The sequence below is a fragment of the Achromobacter sp. genome (assembly GCF_050285565.1).
In the GTDB taxonomy this organism is placed as follows: Bacteria; Pseudomonadota; Gammaproteobacteria; order Burkholderiales; family Burkholderiaceae_B; genus Achromobacter.
This window is the reverse complement of the sequence record NZ_JBLZXG010000003.1, coordinates 422,462-443,453: the sequence shown is the minus strand read 5'-3', so window position 1 is coordinate 443,453 and position 20,992 is coordinate 422,462. Positions and strand designations below refer to the sequence as shown.

General features: G+C 67.7%; 4 protein-coding genes. All 4 read right to left on the bottom strand.

Going from position 1 to position 20,992, the window contains the following annotated elements; genetic code table 11:
- Window positions 1–3: 3 nt before the first annotated feature.
- The 4 genes from ACN6O8_RS07930 to ACN6O8_RS07915 all read right to left on the bottom strand — a co-directional run bounded on the left by ACN6O8_RS07930 (window position 4) and on the right by ACN6O8_RS07915 (window position 20,934).
- Window positions 4–2,064, bottom strand: coding sequence for a glycosyltransferase (locus ACN6O8_RS07930; protein WP_427990509.1), 2,061 nt, complete (start codon window positions 2,062–2,064; stop codon window positions 4–6).
- A complete protein-coding gene (locus ACN6O8_RS07925; protein ID WP_427990508.1) occupies window positions 2,061–4,541 on the bottom strand; it encodes a hypothetical protein in 2,481 nt (826 codons plus the stop codon). Before ACN6O8_RS07925 ends, ACN6O8_RS07930 begins: the two co-directional genes overlap by 4 nt.
- Before the next feature lie 39 nt (window positions 4,542–4,580).
- A complete protein-coding gene (locus ACN6O8_RS07920; RefSeq protein WP_427990507.1) occupies window positions 4,581–5,840 on the bottom strand; it encodes a nucleotide sugar dehydrogenase in 1,260 nt (419 codons plus the stop codon).
- A 685-nt stretch (window positions 5,841–6,525) separates the two neighbouring features.
- Window positions 6,526–20,934 (bottom strand): autotransporter-associated beta strand repeat-containing protein, encoded by a 14,409-nt coding sequence (locus ACN6O8_RS07915; RefSeq protein ID WP_427990506.1) that lies wholly within the window; start codon window positions 20,932–20,934, stop codon window positions 6,526–6,528.
- Between the last annotated feature and the right edge of the window lie 58 nt (window positions 20,935–20,992).

Below are 20,992 nucleotides of genomic sequence, written 5' to 3'. Positions count from 1 at the left end.
CGCTCAGGCCTGCATCAGGCGCATCGGCGGCAGATCCATGCGCTCGTCGTTCTCCGACTCCGGCATGAGCGGCACGCACAGGCTCAGAAACTTGGCCAGCATGGCCTCGAGCGAAAACAGGGTCTGCGCCCGCTGGCGGCTTTGCGCGCGCAAGCCCTGATCGGCGCGCACCCGGTCGACGATCGAGATGACCTTGTCGCAGGCTTCGTGCAGATCCGGATGCTCGACATCGCCCAGCAGGTGGCCCGTCTGGTCTTCCTCGAAGCACTCCCCTGCCCCGCCCGCCGGCGTCGAGACAACCGGCACGCCCAGCAGTTGGGCCTCGATCAGCACGTTGGGCAGCCCCTCGTAGCGCGACAGCAGAACCTTGGCGTCCATTTGCGAATACCAATAGCCCACATGGTTCGACAGCCCCACCAGCAGCAGGCGGTCGGCCACGGACAGTTCCTGCGCCAGCGTCACGATGTTGTCATGCAGCCGGCCGTCGCCAACAATGACAAAACGCGCCCGCGGCCGCCGCTTCAGGTAAAGCGCCGCGAGCTTGATCCACAATTGCGGCCGCTTGTCCGGTTCCAGGCGGAACACGCCGCCGATGGTTTCGGTGGCGTCGGCCGTGCTTTCCTGGAAGGCCCGCCACTTTGCTTCATCCGTCGCGGCCGCGTCGGTGGTCAGGTCCGGCACGCCGTTGTACAGCACATGGAAGCGCACGATGGGAATGCCCAGCCACTGCGCGTAGGCCTCGGCCGCCTTGCGGCTGTTGCTGACGAAGTGCACGCCCGGCACCTGGGCCAGGGCCTGGTACAGCTCGGGATACTCTTCGCGGAAGCGGTCCTTGCGGATGTTCGGCGGCAATCCGCGAAACACCAGGTGGATGGTCGGCGCGCCGGCCAGCAGCGCCGCCAGGGCGCCGAACAGGCAGGTGCCGTCCTGCCACAGGCTCACCACGTCGAACGTGTTCGCGCGCAAGACCGGCGCCAGCCGCGTCACGCCATAGTGGACCGGCGGCGGCAACTGCTCCAGCAGGCGGCCCAGGGTGCCGTCCGGCACCGCCTGGTGGGCCACCGAGATCGCCGGCAGCTTGTTGATTTCCGTGACCGGAATGCGCGCCTCGACCAGCACCGACAGGAAGAAGTCCAGCCCCTGCTTCTTGGTGGAGCCGGCCGGCTCGGTGTGCTGTTTGACCAGCACTTCGACCTTCTCCGGCTTCATCGGCGTAGCGACCTGACGCGGGCAGGGCGTCTGCGCCATGCGGGCCAGCTCACCGGCCAGCCGCGTCAGTTGGCGCTCGGCGCCGCCGGGGCCCAGGCTGCCCGTCACCAGCGCCACCGAAACCGGCTTTTCGGGCGCGTATTCCGGAATCTGCCGGTCGCGGAAATGCAGGATGGCATGCTTCATCGACACGATCCTGATGTCCTTGCCGGCCAGCGCGGAGTCGGGCTCCAGGCGTTGGTAGAAGGCAAAGTCCCGGGCCAGGCCGTTGGCCAGTTCCGCCGCCTTGCTGCCCGGCGCCAGATGCCTGGCCACCGGCGCGATGACTTCAAACGCGTCCGCCAGCAGGCCGCGCTTGCGCAGCCGCTTGGCGAACTCGACGCGGATGTTGCGGTCAGTGTGCTGCAGGATCAGCCGGCGAAACAGCTCGTCCGATTGCTCGTACGCGCGGATGTCGCTGAGCAGCTTGGCGCGCGCGAACAGCCGCGACGGATTATCCGTCGACTCCGGCAAGTGCCGCTCGACCAGCGCAAGCGCGTCCTCGACGCGGCGCTCCTTGACCAGGCGGGTCGCGCAATAGCGCACGATCTCCAGGTCGTCGGGGCATTCCCGCAACAGCGTGGCCCACTGCTCGGCCATGCCTTCGTTCAGACCCGCCGCCTCTTTCAGACGCAGCAGCAGGAAGCGTACCTTGGAGTCGGCCAGATGGCCGCGCGCCAGTGCTTGCGCCTCGGCCAGGTTGGCCTGCGCCACTTGCACCCGCCCCGACGCCGCCACGATTTCCTCCAACCGCGCCTGCACCTCCTGCAGCTCGGACACGGCGTTGTTTCGCTCGGTAGTCAGTGGCGGATTCATGCGGCCTTCCTGCGGTTGGCCTTGTCGATCCACACCAGGCAGCGCTGGATGTAGTGATCATACTGAGCCGGGTTGTCGGAACGTTCCTTGAGCGCGCGCCAGTACGGCAACGCCTGTTCGAAGCGGCGCAGGCGCATGGCGCCCACCGCCGCCAGCCGCAGGCCGATGGGATCATCGGGCACCAGTTGCAGGATCCGCTCGCCCAATGCCAGGCGCTCGCTGGTGCTGGATGAATCCAGCGCCCGTGCCTCGGCGTACAGCACGGCGAGAATGCGCCGCTTCTCGTGGTCGACTTCCGTCATCTGCGGCCAGGATTGCGCGACGCGCTCCAGCAGATCCCAGGCCGCCTTGGGATTGCCGGCCGACAGGATTTCGCGGGCGCCGCGGATGGCGCGCGGCCCGAGCCTGCCGAGCTGGCGTTCGGCCTCTTCCTTGGCGCTCTGGTCGGCCGACGCATGGGCCAGGACCATCTTGTAGGCGTCGATGGCCTCGCCGAACCAGCCGCCATTGAACGCCACCCGCGCGAAGTGCAGTTGCGTGCTGAACGGCGCGGACTCGTTGGCGGCCGCCTGCTCCAGGTGCCGCATCGCGGTCTGCTTGTCGCCCAGCGCATCCGCCGCGCGGCCGCGCATGGCGTGCAGCTCCGGAAAATCGATCTGGGTGTCGAGCGCGATGTCGGTCAGGTCGATCACTTCCTTGTGGTTGCCCGCCACCAGCGCGGCGCGCACGCCCAGGCGCATGGCGCGCTCGAGGGCGCGCTGCGCGCGCAGGCCGGCCAGGGCATCGGGGTTGAGCAGGCGGTGCGCGCAGATGCGCTCGGCGGCATCGCGCAGGCGGCCTTCCTCCAGCGCCTGCGCGCCCTCCTCGGCCCACGCCGACGACTGCGCGCTCAGCCAGGCGCAGATGTCCTCCTGCTCGCTGTCGGCCAGTCTGCAGGACACGGCCAGCGCGGCCGCGGCCATGATGCAGCCGCGCCACGTGGCCTCCTTGACCAGCTCCAGCGCCTCGACATCCTGCAGCGCGGGCGACTCGGACGCCAGCGCCCGCAGGCCCGCGCGGTCGCCGGCGATCAGCCGGTCGCGCCACAGCATGGCAAAACTGCGGCCGTGCGACGGCAGCGCCGCGCGCACTTCTTGGGCCCAGCGCAAAGTGGCTTCCATGTCGCTGCCGGCCTGCAACAGCGAGAGCACGGTGTCGGCCGCCTCGGTGGCGGTCGCGTCCTGCGGCGCGCAAATGCGGAACAGTTGCTTCCAGTTGCCCAGGGCTTCGTCCACGTAGCCCAGGTGGCCGGCGGAAATCGCCGCGATGCGCACGATTTCCGGGGTCTCGATCTCGTCGCCCAGCAGGCCGGCGGCCAGCGAATGCGCCAGCTCATGGTGGCCCAGCTTGAAATGGTTGCGCATCAGGATCTGCTCGGCCTTGCTGCCGGTGGCCAGCGTGCCGTCCGCGCCGTCCAGCAGCGCCAGCGAGCCTTCGTAGTCGCCCAGCTCTTCCTGGATGCGCGCGAACAGCAGCGTGTGGTCGGGCAGGCCGGGATGACGGCGCAGCACCTCGCGCAGGCGGCGCGAGGCCTCGCGCAGCTCGCCGGCATCCCACAGCTTCTCGATGCGCTCGGCGCTTTCGTCGGCGCCCAGCTTGGGCGCCACCGGCTGCGGCGTCGAGGCGCTCATGCGCGGACGCACGAAGATCTTGAACCACTCGGTGTACAGGCGTTCGGCGAACAGCGGGGTGTAATGCGTCAGGTCCAGCCCGCCGTCCTCCATCGCGTCGGCCTGGCCGATCTTGTTCATCAGCGGCGTCGGGTCATAGCACGGCACGCCGATGCGCTGCGCGCTGGCGGCCACCGCCGCGATCAGTTGCGCGCGCTGCTCGATCGGCACATTGTCAGGCGTCACCGCATTGACGTGCGTGACGAACACCACCTTGTCGCGGCCCAGCAAACCGACCAGCTCCTGCATCTGCTGCTCGATCTCGTCGTCGGTCTGTTCCCGCTTGACAATGCGCGCGAGCAACTCGCGATTGTCGGGCGACAGGCTTTTGAAGACGGGATCCTGATCGAGCCAGGCGCGCCGTTCGGCGAGCCGTTCGTCGCTGGCCTGCGACCAGAACATGCGGGTGCGGGCGCGATCGGCGAAGAACTCGCTGAAGTAGCGCACCAGGTAGTTGGACTGGATGGGATAGCCGTCAATGGTCAGCAGCTTGCGCGAGGACAGCTCGACCATGTACAGATCGGCCGGCTTGTGCACGCCGCGGCGGGCCTGCTCGCCGTTCGACGGACGGAAGATCACCCGCTGCACGTCGACGGGAATCTCGGCCTGGCCGAACATGAAGCGGGCCTGCTGCAGCGCCTCGGCGCTGGTGTGGACGAAACCGTAATTGCGGCCGAGCTGCTGCTTGATCGGGTAGCGTCCCACCGCATCGCGCAGCGGGGTATGGATGCGGCAGGTGCCGATCGGAGCAATGGTAAAGGCGGTCATTCCTGGCCTCTCCTGTGTTGATGGGTTGCGGACCTGGACTCAGAGCGTCCAGTACAAGAGATCGGACTGAAGCCGGCGGCTGTCCAGCACGGACTTCAGATCGCACACCATGCCGCCGGCCTTGACCAGCTGCGGCAGGTCGTCCCAGAGGGTTTCCATGGTTTGGCGGTGCGGCACCGCCAGGATCAGCACGTCCATGTCGCGGAACTGGTCTCGGCTTACGAGGGTGATGCCGTACTCGTGCCGCATCTGTTCGGCGTCGACCATCGGGTCGCAGGCCACCGGCGTGATGCCGTAGTCGCCGAGCGCGCGATACAGGTCGACCACCTTCGAATTGCGGATGTCCGGCACGTTTTCCTTGAACGTCATGCCGAGGATGCCGACCCGCGTCGAGGCGCTCAGGCGGCCATTGCGGGCCAGGGTCTGCACCACGCGCGCAGCCACATGGCTGGCCATGCCGTCGTTGATGCGGCGGCCCGAGAGGATGACTTCCGGGTGATAGCCCAGTTCCTGCGCCTTGGACGTCAGGTAGTAAGGATCGACGCCGATGCAGTGGCCGCCCACCAGGCCCGGGGTGAACTTCAGGAAGTTCCACTTGGTGCCCGCCGCCGCCAGCACTTCGGCGGTGCGGATGCCGACCAGATCGCAGATCTTCGACATCTCGTTCATCAGCGCGATGTTGATGTCGCGTTGCGTGTTTTCGAGCACCTTGGCGGCTTCGGCCACCTTGATCGAGGAAGCGCGATGCACGCCGGCCTCGATGATCTGCTCGTACACGCCGGCGATGACCTCCAGCGATTCCGCGTCCTGGCCTGACACGATCTTGACGATCTTCTCCAGCGGATGCTCGCGGTCGCCCGGATTGATCCGTTCGGGGCTGTAGCCGAGCTTGAAGTCGATGCCGCAGCGCAGGCCCGAGGCCTTTTCCAGCTCCGGCCCGCAGATTTCCTCGGTGGCGCCGGGATGCACCGTGGATTCGAAAACCACGATGCAGCCGGGGCGCAGCACCGGCCCGATCGATCGGCATGCCCGCAGCAGCAGGGAAAAATCGGGATTATTCTTTTCATCCACCGGCGTCGGCACCGCCACCACGAAAAAATCGCAACCTGCCAGTTCGCTGACCTGGTCGGTGAATAGCATGGGAGAAGCCAGCAAGGCCTCGCGTTCGATCTCGCCGGTCCAGTCCTCGCCCTGCTTCAGGCTGCCGATCCGGCGCTTGTCCACATCGAAGCCGACGACATCAAAGCGCCTGGAAAACGCCACGGCCACGGGCAGGCCGACATATCCCAGACCGCACACTGCGATTCTCTTTACCACGGGGACCTCACTGTTTTCGTCGTGTCGAAGACACTTGAAACCGACACCCAGGAACCAAGAATCGATGCCGCGATCAAATGGCTTATTCCCGCCTGGGGTGGACGCGTTGCTCAGAATTAATTACAACTCGATACCCCGTCATACGTATGGGCAGCGAGCCAACGAATCGTAGGCCGCGCGCACGGCAAATTTTTTTCTAAAAGTTTTCGTTGCTGTGGAAATAAGTCGGCGTGCTCGTAATAAACGTGGGTAAATCCCTCGAATAATCTCTTTTTCCATACAACTGGAAATAACTGAGATTGTTTGTCTTGTTAGCAAATATATAAAGTCGTTTTCTTATCTTGGATTAATCAAACCGCAAGAAATGAGTATCCGCCCGGGGGATCTTTGGACGCCCCGGGGAAAATGTCTTTATTGCAACTTCAAGTCACGGATAGCGTCCGAAATACCTGAAAATATCGTGCTAGGCGCAATGCGGGAAAATCCCGCGCCGTTCGGCACATGGCAGGCGAATACGGGCAGGCGAATACGGGCAGGTGAATACGGGCAGGTGAATACGGGCAGGTAATGACGCCTTGGCGCAGTGCGGCCCCGGGCGGCCCGCATGCGGTTGATAATCCGCACGCGAATCGTCCGGGGCCGACGTCATGCTCCCAGCAAAAGGGGCTCAGAAGCGCAATTTCACATTCAGCGAGCCCTGCGTATCCTGGAACCCCTGGCTGCCCTGCTGCCGCGTCACGTTCGCCGATACGCTCAGGCGTTCGCTCAGATTGCCTTCGACGCCCGCCTTCAGTTCCACCACGTTCTTGCCCCCCTGGATCAAGGCTTGGGTGTCGTCCATGGTCACGCCATACGCCTTGGGCGTGTGCAGCCAGTTCACCTCCAGGAAACCCTCGGCGCCGCCCACGCGCTGCGATGCAGGGCTGCTGACCAGCGAGAACCGCGCGCCCAGACGGGTCTGAACGTTGTTACCGCCCACGCCTTGCACTTTCGTGCCGCCCCTTTCCGTGTGGCCGTCGGCTTTGACCCCGGACCACAGCACCTGCGCCTGGGGTCGGATGTAAAAGCGGTTTTCCCTGCCGCCGTCTGTCGTGTACGAGCCGACCTCGAACAGGAAACCCGACTCCACGGACGCGGTGATGCCCTGGCTCTTGTACGTCTCCTTCGCCAACCCATCGCCCTTGACCGTGTTGTCGAACCGGTTATAGAGCGCCCAGCCGTCCACGTACAAGCCGCTGCGCGTTTGCGCATCCTGGCGCCAGGAGCCATACAGGCCCGCGCTATAGCCCTGCACGTCGCCGCGGGACTGATAGCCCGACAAGGCGCTGCGGGTCTTGCTGCGCTGGCTGCCGTAGCCGCCCATCACCCCCAGGCGCCAGGTGTCAGTACCGCTGAAGCTGCCACCCGCCACGGAACCGCCCAACTGGAGCACGCTGCGGTCGGCCACGTACCCATTCTGCCCGTCCGCCATCTTTCCGTGACTGCGCCCGCCCGCCGCTCTGGCCCAAGTCTGGCTGCGCGCGCCCGTCACCGGGTCGACGGATTCAGCGCTTTCACGATCGCTCAGGCTGGTGTTGAACAACGTGCTCGCCGCCGCCAGATTGGTCGCGTAGCTGCCGATTTCCGGACGGTAGACATGCACCGCGCCTGGGCTGCCGCCACCGGCAACCGGCGCGCCGCCGGTCGCAGGCATGTCGCCTTCAGGCTTGGGGGTATCGCCGGCATCAGGCTGGGCAACATCGCCGCCCGTGCCTTCGCCAACAACCGGGGCATCGCCGGTCGCCGGGATATCGCCGTCAGGCTTGGCGGTATCGCCGCCATCAGGCCTGGCAACTTCCCCGCCCGTGCCGCCAACAACCGGGGCATCGCCAGTCGCCGGGATATCGCCACCGGGTTGGGCGGTATCACCAGCATCAGGCTTGGCAACTTCGCCACCCGTGCCGCCGCCGACAACCGGGGCGTCGCCAGTCGCCGGGCTATTGCCACCAGATTGGGCGGTATCGCCAACATCAGGCTTGGCAACATCGCCACCCGTACCGCCGTCCACAACGGGGGTGCCGCCAGTCGCGGGGCTATCACCACCAGGTTGGGCCGTCTCACCGGCATCAGGCTTGGCAACATCGCCACCCGTACCGCCGTCCACAACGGGGGTGCCGCCAGCCGTGGGGATATCGCCACCAGGTTGGGCGGTATCGCCAACATCAGGCTTGGCAACATCGCCACCTGTGCCGCCGTCCACAACGGGGGTGCCGCCAGCCGTGGGGATATCGCCACCAGGTTGGGCGGTATCGCCAACATCAGGCTTGGCAACATCGCCACCTGTGCCGCCGTCCACAACGGGGGTGCCGCCAGCCGTGGGGATATCGCCACCAGGTTGGGCGGTATCGCCAACATCAGGCTTGGCAACATCGCCACCTGTGCCGCCGTCCACAACGGGGGTGCCGCCAGTCGCGGGGATATCGCCACCGGGTTGGGCCGTCTCACCGGCATCAGGCTTGGCAGCATCGCCACCTGTGCCGCCGTCCACAACGGGGGTGCCGCCAGTCGCGGGGATATCGCCACCAGGTTGGGCGGTATCGCCAACATCAGGCTTGGCAACATCGCTACCTGTGCCGCCTTCCACAACGGGGGTGCCGCCAGTCGCGGGGCTATCGCCACCAGATTGGGCGGTATCGCCAACATCAGGCTTGGCAACATCACCACCCGTGCCACCGCCGACAACCGGGGCGTCGCCGGTCGCGGGGATGTCCCCATCAGGCTTGGCGGTGTCGCCGGCATCAGGCTTCGCCGCATCGCCACCTGTGCCGCCGTCCACAACGGAGGTGCCGCCAGTCGCGGGGATATCGCCACCGGGTTGGGCGGTATCACCGGCATCAGGCTTGGCAACATCGCCACCTGTGCCGCCGTCCACAACGGGGGTGCCGCCAGCCGTGGGGATATCGCCACCAGGTTGGGCGGTATCGCCAACATCAGGCTTGGCAACATCGCCACCTGTGCCGCCGTCCACAACGGGGGTGCCGCCAGTCGCGGGGATATCGCCACCGGGTTGGGCCGTCTCACCGGCATCAGGCTTGGCAGCATCGCCACCTGTGCCGCCTTCCACAACGGGGGTGCCGCCAGTCGCGGGGCTATCGCCACCAGATTGGGCGGTATCGCCAACATCAGGCTTGGCAACATCACCACCCGTGCCACCGCCGACAACCGGGGCGTCGCCGGTCGCGGGGATGTCCCCATCAGGCTTGGCGGTGTCGCCGGCATCAGGCTTCGCCGCATCGCCACCTGTGCCGCCGTCCACAACGGGGGTGCCGCCAGTCGCGGGGATATCGCCACCGGGTTGGGCGGTATCACCGGCATCAGGCTTGGCAACATCGCCACTTGTGCCGCCGCCCACATCGGAGGTGCCGCCAGTCGTGGGGATATCACTATCGGGCTTGGCAGTATCGCCGACATCAGGCCTGGCAACTTCGCCGCCCGTGCCGCCAACAACCGGGGCATCGCCAGTCGCGGGGCTATCGCCACCAGGTTGGGTGGTATCACCAGCATCAGGCTTGGCAACATCGCCACCCGTGCCGCCACCCACATCGGAGGTGCCGCCAGTCGCGGGGGCATCACCATCAGGCTTGACGGTATCGCCGCCCACTTCCGGCGTGTTGCCCGCGCCACCGTCTACCGTGGTGTCCGGAACGCCGTCGGGGCCTTCCGGCTTGAGGGTATCGCCACCCACTACTGGCGTGTCGCCCGCGCCGCCGCCGACCGGGGTGTCGGGAACGTCATCCGCGCCTTCCGGCTTGGGGGTCTCGCCAGCATCAGGCGCGGCTTCGCCGTCGCCGGCCGAGGGAGCCGTGCTGCCGGGCACGTCTGGCACGGGGTCTACCTTGGGAATCTCGGGCACCGCGATCAAACTGGTCAGATACCAGTAGTTTTCATTGTTTCCGGCGGCACTGCCTTTCTGCAGGTGATATTCATAGGCGCCGGCCACGATGCGGTCTTGCTGCACGAAGGCATCGTCCGTGGAGCCGGCCGTGCGGATCAGTTCGATCCCCTCCACCGTTTGCGCGCCGGAGCCGCCCTCGTTGGTCACCGCAACGTAGGTGGTGCCGCTCGCCGCGCCGCCGATGACCAGTCTGTCGGCCTTGCTGTCATCGCCTCCCAGCACCACGCCGAAGCCCAGGGTTCCGCCGTCGCCGACCCAGTCGCCGCTCAGGGTAAGGACCTGGCCGGCGCAGTCGGCGCAGGTGTTCAGCACCAGCATGCCGCTGTGCTTCATGCTGCCGGTCACGGTCAGGCCGCCGAGCTTCGCGGGCGCGCCCAGATCGTTGAACAGAATGACGCCGCGATTGTCCAGTTGGGCGATGGTCTGGTTGAAGCCGCCCAGGTTCAGGCGCGCGCCGCTGGCGATCGTCAGGCCGGAGGCCTTCGCGAACGCATCGGCCACGCCGGTCTTGAGCGTGCCGGCTTCGATGCGGGTGTCGCCGCTGTAGGTATTGGCGCGGGTCAGGGTCAGGGTGTTACTGCCTCGCTTGATGAGCGAGCCCGTGCCGGAAATCAGGTTCCCGTACGTCACGTTATCGCTGCGGTTGAAGGCCAGCGCGCCGTTGTTGACGATATCTCCCGTCACGGAGCCGGTGACGCCGCCGTCGCCCAACTGGAGCGTGCCGCCCGCGATCCGGGTGCCGCCGGTATGGCGGTTGTCGCCCGACAGCACCAGCGTGCCGGCGCCGTTCTTGGCGAGCCTGGCCGCGCCGGAAATCGCGCCCGCGTACTGCGACGCATCGCTGCGGTCGAAGATCAGGTCGCCAGCGCCGGTGAAGGCGATGTTGCCGGCCAGGGCGCCGCTCGCGCCGCCCGTGCCCACGCGCAGCGCGCCGCCTTCGATGGTGGTCAGGCCGGTGTAGGTATTGTCGCCGGTCAGGGTCAGCGTGTTGCTTCCCCTCTTGGTGACCGTGCCCGCGCCAGAGATCGCGCCCGGCAGCGTCATCTCGTCGCTGCGGTTCAAGACCAGCGCGCCGCGGTTGACGATGTTGCCCCTTATCGAACCGGTGGTGCCGCCATCGCCCAGCGCGAGCGCGCCAGCGGCGATTGTGGTGTCACCGGTGTAGACGTGATCGCCGGTCAGTATCAGCGTGCCCGCCCCTTGCTTGGTCAGGCTCCGGCCATCCCAGCGGCCGACGGCGTTCACGTTCATCAGCGTCACGCCGACGGTATCCTGCTGGCCGTCGCCGATTGTGAAGGTGCCGTGCGCCTGACCGTTATCGACCAGCCAGGTCAGGCCGTAGTTCGCCAGGTAGCGCTTTTGGTCGGCGGACTTCCTGGCGCTCAGCGTCAGGTAATCGACCGGCTTTTCGTATCCGTCCGACACCAGACGGGCAAAGTCGCCCTCGATGCCGCCATCCGCGCTGAACAGCACCTTGCTCTGGTTGGGTCTGTCGGCGATGCCGGACAGATTGAGGGTGACGTTCTTGCCGATAACCATTTTGGCGGCCGTTATGTTGCCAAACGGCGCCCCGCTTCTGAGCGGATCCCGCATGGACAGCGCCGAGCCATCCCTGAAGGTGGCCGTGCCAGCCAGGTTGACGACGGCTGGCGCGTGGACGTCCAGCGTGGCCGCGCCGGCCACGGTCAAGCCGCCGCCCAGCGTGTTGGCCGCCGGCTTGCCGTCACCGAATCTCAGGGTTCCGGCGGCGACCGTGGTGTCGCCGCCATAGGCATTGGCGCCGGTCAGCGTCAGCACGCCGGCGCCGTTCTTGGCCACCGTGCCCGCGCCGTAAATCACGCCCGCGTACGCCGCCGCATCGCTGCGGTCGAAGACCAGCGCGGCGTTGTTGAGGATATCGCCCGTCACGGAGCCGCTGACGCCGCCGTCGCCCACCTGGAGCGTGCCGCCCGCGATCCGGGTGCCGCCGGTATGAAGGTTGTCGCCGGACAGCACCAGCGTGCCGGCGCCGTGCTTGGCAAGCCTGGCCGCGCCGGAAATCGCGCCCGCGTACCGCGACGCATCGCTGCGGTCGAAGATCAGGTCGCCGGCGCCGGTGAAGGCAATGTTGCCGGCCAGGGCGCCGCTCGCGCCGCCCGTGCCCACGCGCAGCGCGCCGCCTTCGATGGTGGTCAGGCCGGTGTAGGTATTGTCGCCGGTCAGGGTCAGCGTGTTGCTTCCCTTCTTGGTGACCGTGCCCGCGCCAGAGATCGCGCCCGGCAGCGTCATCTCGTCGCTGCGGTTCAAGACCAGCGCGGCCTGGTTGTCGATCGCGCCCGTCACGGCGCCGCGCATGCCGCCGTCGCCGATCTGAAGCGTGCCGGCGGCAATCGTGGTGCCGCCGGTGTAGGCGTTCTCGCCGGTCAGGATCAGCGCGCCCGCGCCTTGCTTGGTCAGGCTCCGGCCGTCCCAGCCGGTGGCGGCGTTGGCGGCCACGTCTTGCAGCGCGGCGGCAATGGTGTCCGTCAAGCCGCTGACAATCGTGAAAACACCGTGCGCCCGACCGTCATCGTCCAGCCAGGTCAGGTCATAATCGGCCAAATAGCGCGTCTGATCCGCGGACTTCCTGGCGCTCAGCGTCAGGTAATCGACCGGTCTTTCGTAGCCGTCCGAGACCAGACGGGCAAAGTCGCCCTCGATGCCGCCGTCCGCGCTGAGCAGCGCCACCTCATGCTGGATCTGGTGGGCAATGCCGGACAGCCTGAGCGCCACGTCCTTGCCAATGGTCAGCTTGCCCGCCGCCGTCAGGCCGGCCGAAGCGGTGTTGCCTCGCAGCGTCTCCCGCAGCCGCAGCGCCGACTCGTCCTGCAGTACCGCCGCCCCGGCCAGGCTGACGCTGGCCGGCGCATGGACGTCCAGCGTGGCTCCGCCCGCCACGGTCAAGCCGCCGCCCAGCGTGTTGGCCGCCAGCTTGCCGTCACCGAATCTCAAGGTTCCGGCGGCGACCGTGGTGTCGCCGCCATAGGCGTTGGCGCCGCTCAGCGTCAGCGCGCCGGCGCCGTTCTTGGCCACCGTGCCGGTGCCGGAAATCACGCCCGCGTAGGTCGCCGCATCGCTGCGGTCGAAGACCAGCGCGGCGTTGTTGAGGATATCGCCCGTCACGGAGCCGGTGACGCCGCCGTCGCCCACCTGGAGCGTGCCGCCCGCGATCCGGGTGCCGCCGGTATGAAGGTTGTCGCCGGACAGCACCAGCGTGCCGGCGCCGTGCTTGGCAAGCCTGGCCGCGCCGGAAATCGCGCCCGCGTACCGCGACGCATCGCTGCGGTCGAAGATCAGGTCGCCGGCGCCGGTGAAGGCAATGTCGCCGGCCAGCGCCCCGCTCGTGGCGCCCGCGCCCACGCGCAGCGCGCCGCCCGCGATGGTGGTCAGGCCGGTGTAGGTATTGTCGCCGGTCAGCGTCAGCGTGTTGCTTGCCGTCTTGGTGACCGTGCCCGCGCCGGAGATTCTGTCCGCATAGACGATGTCGTCGCTACGGTCGAAGACCAGCGCGGCCTGGTTGTCGATCGCGCCCGTCACGGCGCCGCGCGTGCCGCCGTCGCCGATCTGAAGCGTGCCGGCGGCAATCGTGGTGCCGCCGGTGTAGGCGTTCTCGCCGGTCAGGATCAGCGCGCCCGCGCCTTGCTTGGTCAGGCTCCGGCCGTCCCAGCCGGTGGCGGCGTTGGCGGCCACGTCTTGCAGCGCGGCGGCAATGGTGTCCGTCAAGCCGCTGACAATCGTGAAAACACCGTGCGCCCGACCGTCATCGTCCAGCCAGGTCAGGTCATAATCGGCCAAATAGCGCGTCTGATCCGCGGACTTCCTGGCGCTCAGCGTCAGGTAATCGACCGGTCTTTCGTAGCCGTCCGAGACCAGACGGGCAAAGTCGCCCTCGATGCCGCCGTCCGCGCTGAGCAGCGCCACCTCATGCTGGATCTGGTGGGCAATGCCGGACAGCCTGAGCGCCACGTCCTTGCCAATGGTCAGCTTGCCCGCCGCCGTCAGGCCGGCCGAAGCGGTGTTGCCTCGCAGCGTCTCCCGCAGCCGCAGCGCCGACTCGTCCTGCAGTACCGCCGCCCCGGCCAGGCTGACGCTGGCCGGCGCATGGACGTCCAGCGTGGCTCCGCCCGCCACGGTCAAGCCGCCGCCCAGCGTGTTGGCGGCGGCCGACGTGCCATCGCCGAATTTCAAGGTTCCGGCGGCGGCCGTGGTGTCGCCGCCGTAGGTGTTGGCGCCGCTCAGCGTCAGCACGCCGGCGCCGTTCTTGGCCACTGTGCCCGCGCCGGAAATCACGCCCGCGTAGGTCGCCGCATCGCTACGGTCGAAGACCAGCGCGGCGTTGTTGACGATGTTTCCGGCCACGGAACCGGTGACCCCGCCGTCGCCCAGCCGCAACGTGCCGGCGGCGATGGTGGTGACGCCGGTGTAACCGGTGTTATTGGCAGCCAGGGTCAGCGTATTGGCTCCTTGCTGGGTGACCGCGCCTTGACCGTAAATCAAGCCTTGGAACATCACATCATCGCTGCGGTCGAAGATCAGCGCGGCATTGACGTCCTGGAGATAGATGTTCCCGGCCACGGAACCGGTCGTGCCGCCGTCGCCCAGCCGCAGCGTGCCGCCCCGGATGAAGGTCCCGCCGGTGTAGGTATGATCGCCGGTCAGTGTCAACATGCCGGCCCCTTGTTGCTGGAACTCCCCCTTGAACAGTGCTCCCGCGCCGGAAATCACGCCATCATGGGTGACGTCATCGGTACGCAAGAACGCCAACAGACCGCCATTGCCCGTATCGATATCCCCGACCACCGAGCCGGTCGTGCCGTTGTCGCCGATCTGAAGCACACTGCCGGAGATAAGCGTGGTGCCGCCGGTATAGGTATTCTCACCGGTCAGGATCAGCCTGCCGCCCTCATGCCGCAGCGAGCCCGAGCCGGAAATCACGTCCCCGTATGTCTGCCGCCAATTGCCGATGTGCCGAAAGACCAGCGCGCCTTCATTGACGATATCGCCCGCCAACATGCCGTTGCTGTAGCCTTGGTCGCCCACCACCAACTGGCCGCCCTCGATGGTGGTGACGCCGCGGTACGCCTTGCTATCGCCCCGCAAGGTCAGCGTGTTGCTTCCCTTCTTGGCGACCGTGCCCGCGCCGGAGATCGCGCCGTCATAGGTCACCGCATCACTGCGGTCGAAGATCAGCGCGGCGTTTTCGGCCAGCGAGATCGGCCCATTCACGGCGCCGGTGACGCCGCCATCGCCCAGCCGCAGCGTGCCGGCGGCGATCGTGGTCCCTCCGCTGTAGGTGTTCGCGCCGATCAGCGTCAACATGCTGGCCCCATGCGACGACACCGTTCCCAAGCCGGAGATCACGCCGTCATAGGTCACCGCATCACTGCGGTCGAAGACCAGCGCGGCATTGTTGACGATATTCCCGGCCACGGAGCCGGTGACGCCGCCGTCGCCCAGCCGCAGGGTGCCGCCCTGGATGACGGTCCCGCCGGTGTAGGTGTTCGCGCCGGTCAGGGTCAACATACCGGTTCCTTGCGAACCCCACCCCTTGTACACCGTTCCCGCGCCGGAAATCGCGCCGTCATGGGTCACGTCATCGTTCCGGACAAACGACAACCGGCCATCCCTGGCGATATCGATATCCCCGGCCACGGAGCCCCTCGCGCCGTTGTCGCCGATCTGAAGCGCGCCGGCGGCAATCGTGGTGCCGCCGGTGTAGGTATTTTCGCCGGCCAAAATCAGCGTGCCCGCGCCTTGCTTGGTCAGGCTCCGGCCGTCCCAGCCGGTGGCGGCGTTGGCGGCCACGTCTTGCAGCGCGGCGACAAGGGTGTCCGTCAGGCCGCTGGCAATCGTGAAAACGCCGTGCGCCCGGCCACCGTCGTCCAGCCAGGTCAGGCCGTAATCGGCCAGGTAGCGCGTCTGATCCTCGGACTTCCGGGCCGTCAGCGTCAGGTAATCGACCGGCCTTTCGTATCCGTCCAGAGCCAGCCTGGCGAAATCTCCTTCGATGCCGCCTTGCGCGCTGAACAGCGGCACGTCATGCTGGATCTGGTGGCCAATGCCGGACAGCGTGAGCGCCACGTCTTTGCCAATGGTCACTTTGCCCGCCGCCAAGCTGGCGGCGGCCGGTGTGGAGGTGGCGTTGCCTCGCAGCGCCTCCCGCAGTCTCACCGCCGCCCCGTCTTGCAAGACCGCCGTCCCGGCCAGGCTGACGTTGGCCGGCGCATGGATATCCAACGTTGTCCCGCCCGCCACGGTCAACCCGCCGCCCAGCGTGTTGGCGGCTGCCGTGCCATTACCGAATTTCAAGGTTCCGGCGGCGACCGTGGTGTCGCCGCCGTAGGTGTTGGCGCCGCTCAGCGTCAGCACGCCGGCGCCGTTCTTGGCCACCGTGCCCGCGCCGGAAATCACGCCCGCGTAGGTCGCCGCATCGCTACGGTCGAAGACCAGCGCGGCATTGTTGACGATGTTTCCGGCCACGGAACCGGTGACCCCGCCATCGCCCAGCCGCAACGTGCCGGCGGCGATGGTGGTGACGCCGGTGTAACCGGTGTTATTGGCAGCCAGGGTCAGCGTATTGGCTCCTTGCTGGGTGACCGCGCCTTGACCGTAAATCAAGCCTTGGAACATCACATCATCGCTGCGGTCGAAGATCAGCGCGGCATTGACGTCCTGGAGATAGATGTTCCCGGCCACGGAACCGGTCGTGCCGCCGTCACCCAGCCGCAGCGCGCCGGCATAGATGTAGGTCCCGCCGGTGTAGGTATGATCGCCGGTCAGCGTCAACATGCCGGTCCCTTGCTCCGGCCCCAGCCCCTTGTACACCACTCCCGCGCCGGAAATCACGCCGTCATAGGTGGCGTCATCGTTACGCACGAATGACAACAGCGTGCGCGTGGAGATATCGATATCCCCGGCCACCGAACCCGTCGTGCCGTTGTTGCCGATCCGAAGCTCGCTGTTGCCGCTAAAGGGCCCGGTGGGGCCGGTAAGCCTGGTGCCGCCGGTGTAGGTATTCTCGCCGGTCAGGATCAGTGTGCCGCCCTCATGAAGCAGCGAGCCCGAGCCGGAAATCACGTCCCCGTATATCTGCCGCCAATTGCCGATGTGCCGAAAGACCAGCGCGCCTTCATTGACGATATCGCCCGTCAACATGCCGTAGTAGCTTCCGCCGCCCACCACCAACTGGCCGCCCTCGATGGTGGTGACGCCGTGGTACGCCACGCTATCGCCCTGCAGGGTCAGCGTGTTGGTACCCTTCTTGGCCACCGTGCCCGCGCCGGCGATCACGCCCGCGTAGGTCACCGCATCGCTGCGGTCGAAGACCAGCGCGGCGTTGTCGGCCAACGAGATCGGCCCGTTCACGGCGCCGCTGACGCCGCCATCGCCCAGCCGCAGCGTGCCGCCCTCGACGGCGGTCTGGCCGCTGTAGGTGTTCGCGCCGGTCAGCGTCAGCGCGCCCGCCCCTTTCTTGGTCAGGGCGTTGCCCGTCCACCGCTGCCCCCCCAACGCCTGGCTGATGGTGTCTGCCTGCCCCTGTCCGAGCGTGAACGTGCCGTGCGCCAAGGCCGGGCTGGCATTCCAGCTCAAGCCATAGCTGGTCAGGTAGCTGTTGTTGTCCGCCGACTTCCGGGCCTCCAGCGTCCAGTAATCCCGGTAATCCGCCGGGTGGGGTGCGTCCATGACGACCTCGACGAAGTCGCCCACGATGCCGCCGGTCGTGCTGAAGATCACTTTACTGGCGGTGGAGGTATCAACCAGATTCGGCAGGCGTAAGGTGACCCCGCGGCCGATGGTCACTTTGGCCGCCGTCAGGCCGGCGCCGGCGGCATCGCCTGGCAGCGTATCGTGACGCAGCAGCAGCGTTGACCCGTCCGATAGCGTGATTTCGCCGCCAACGCGCAGCGAGGCCGATGGATCGACGGCCAGCGTGGCATCTTTCGCCACCGAGACGGAACCGGTCAGCGCGTTCAGGGAAGGCTTGGCGTCTTGGGCGCCGAATTGCAGGATACCGGCCTGGATCGCGGTCGCGCCGCCGTAGGTGTTGGTGCCGGTCAGGAATGTCGCGCCGGTTCCGGCCTGGATCACGCCACCGGTGCCGGAGATTCTGCCCGCGTAGGTCAGCCTATCGCTGCGGTCAAAAACCAGCGTGCCCTGATTGACGATGCTTGCGGCCATGGAACCGGCCGTACCGCCGTCGCCGATGCGCAGCGTGCCGGCTTCGACGAGGGTCTTGCCGGTATACGTATTCGCGCCGGTCAGCGTCAGGGTGTTGGCGCCCTTTTTGGTCACCGAGCCCACCCCGGAAATGGCGCCGCCGAAGGCCACCGCGCCCGTGCGGTCGAACACCAGCTCGGCGTCGTTGACGATGTCGCCCGTCACCGACCCCGCCGCGCCGCCCTTGCCCAGTTGCAGCGTGCCGTCTTCGATGCGCGTGCCGCCGCTGTAGGGGTTGTCGGCGCTGAGAATCAAGACGCCGCCGCCCTGCTTGGTCAGGCGCGTGCCGTCCCAGCCGGGATTGGTCTGCGCCGTGTTGTCGGCCAGCGCCACCGCCACCTCCAGCGTCTGGCCGCCGGGCACGCGGAAGGTGCCGCTGGCCGCGTCGTCCAGCCCATCCCAGCGCAGCGAATACTGCATGTTGCGGCCGTCGGCGCTGATGTAGGCGTGCGGCGGCGTGGGCGCGCCCTCCAGCAGCACCTGGCCGGACCGCCACGGGCCGGTCAGGCCCGCCGCGTCGGTCGTGGTGATCAGCCGCACTGGCCGCTGGTCCCAGTCCTTGATAAGGGCGGACACCGTGCTGCCCTCGCCAAAGGACACGCTCTGGGCCGTCAGGCTCAGACCCGGCGCGATAGTCAGGGCATGGCCCTGGCCGAACCCGGCCGCGCCCGTGAACGCGATCGGCGAGCCATCCAGAGCGAGGCCGGTGTGCGCGCCTGCCGTCAGCGCGCCGGCCACCGTCGTCGCGACATGGCTGAGGATGCGCAGGCTGACGGGATGCTCCGCATCCGCGCCGGCCGCCAGCGTCACGCCGCCGGTCATGGCCGCGCCGCGCTCGAACGTCAACGTGTTCTCGCCGCCGGTCAGCACCAGCGCGCCATCACCCGCTTCGATGCCGCCGCTGTTGGTGACCGTCAGGGCGCTGCCGCGCAGATCCGCCCCGCCCGTCCGGATGACGCCGCGGCTCTTGAGCGTGGCGCCATCGGCCAGGGTTTGCGCATGCCCGGCCAGGTCCCACACGGCGTCCCGCGACAGCGTCAGCCCGGCGCTGTGCGCCAGCGCGTCGTCCACCCCGGTGATCAACGTGCCGGCTTCGAGGGTGGTGATGCCGGTGTAGGTGTTCGCGCCGGTCAGGGTCAGCGCGCCGGAGCCGGCCAGCGTGAGCCTGCCGCCGCCGGAGATCACCCCCGCGTAGGTCAGCGCATTGCTACGGTCGAAAATCACGTGGCCCTGGTTGACGATGTCGCCGGCCACCGAGCCGGTGTCGCCGTTGAGCCCCACGCGCAGCGTGCCTGCCTCGACGCGGGTCAGCCCGGTGTAGGTGTTGTCGCCGGTCAGGATCAGCGTGCCGGCCCCTTGCTTGGTCAGGCTGTTGCCATCCCAGTCGCCGCTGGCGCCCACTGGCGTCAGGGCCGTGCCGACGGTGAACGTCTCGCCCTCGCCCAGCAGAAACCCGCCATGCGCCTTGGGCGGCGTATCGAACCAGCTCAGTTGGTAGCTCGCCAGGTACCCGGCGCCGTCGTCGGACTTGCGGGTGCGCAGCAGCGTCAGGTAGTTTGCGCTGCGCAGGTTCGCATCCGCGGCATCGCGCTCCGCGATCTTGCCGCCGATGGCGATGTCGGCGAAATCGCCAGCGATCTTGCCCTGCGTAACGCTGAACAGCGCCACATCCGTGGCGCTGGCGGCTGAAACGCCGGACAGATTGAAGGTGGCGTTGGCGCCGATGGTCACGCCCGTGGCCCGCACGGTTTCCGAGGGCTCTCCCGGCTGCGCGCGCGTGGCCGCGACGGACAGCGTCGCGCCGTCCTCCAGCGTCAGATCGCCGCGCAGGGTGAGCGGTCTGCCCGCGAACCCCGCGTCCGCCCCGGCGCCGACGATCACGTCGCCCGTCACCCGGGCGGCGGCCCCGCCCCGGTTGAGGATGGACAGCTGCGGGGCGCCGAACGCCTTGTCGTCATGCGACAGCACGATATCGCCATCGATGCTCGACCTGGCTTCGAGCGTGAGAAAGTTCACGCCGCCGGTCAGGCGGATGGCGGCGCCATCACCGCCCGCCGCCCCGGCCTCGGCGCGTACATTGGGGCCCAGCCTGGTCCATGAATTTTCCCCGCTCCCCCCGGCCCCGCCGGCACTCCCAGCCGCTCCCGTGCCCTTGATGATGTCGCCACCGTTGGTAATGGCGATATCCGCGCCGGTTATGGCGTCACCACCCTCCCCGCCGGCCCCGCCGGTCCCGCCCTTCGTGTAAGTGTTGACCCAGACATGCACGCCATCGCCGCCGGCCCCGCCCATGCCACCCGCGCCGCCCTCAATCGTGGCGTCGCTGGCGTTGAGAACGCGCAAGCCGTTGCCCCGGACGCCGGCCCCGCCCGCTCCCCCGGCGTAGCCAGCGCCGCCGTGGGTGGCGTTGAAAAACCTCTCATAGACACTGTTTTCACCCGCCAGGGGCAAACCCACTCTACCCGCGCTGCCGGCGCCGCCCGCGCTGCCGGCGCCGCCCTGCAGGATTTCATTGTTCGTAATGATCAGGCGTTCCCCGGACACGCCGGCCCCGCCAGCGGAGGGAAACGCGCCCGTGCCGGAGCCGCCGCGCACGATGCCATCGTTGGTCAGGCTCAGCCGGGCCCCTTGGATCGCATCCCCGGCCTTGGGCTGCCTGCCGGCGCCGCCCGAAAGCATCGTGCGGCCGCCGACAGACACCTGGTTTTCCTCGGGATCCGCGTCCTTGGGTGTGCTGAACAGATACGCGGGGTCTCCTGTTTCGCCCAGGCCGCCGACCGCTTCCACCGGATAAGGGTTCTGCTGCGCGGGCAGATCGACCTGCTGCGGCCCCGTGGCGGCCATGGCGCCGGCAACCGGCGCCGAAAGCGCCAAGGCGGCGCAAAGCGCGGCAGCCGTGTCGTTCAAGCGGAACGGGCCCGGCGGCGCAATCGGACGCGCTGGCGGCGCGGCCCGATCGCTTGCC

Excerpts from the sequence above, each read along its gene's own strand:
- ACN6O8_RS07930 (WP_427990509.1), bottom strand. The coding sequence starts at position 2,064 with ATGAATCCGCCACTGACTACCGAGCGAAACAACGCCGTGTCCGAGCTG.
- ACN6O8_RS07925 (WP_427990508.1), bottom strand. The coding sequence starts at position 4,541 with ATGACCGCCTTTACCATTGCTCCGATCGGCACCTGCCGCATCCATACC.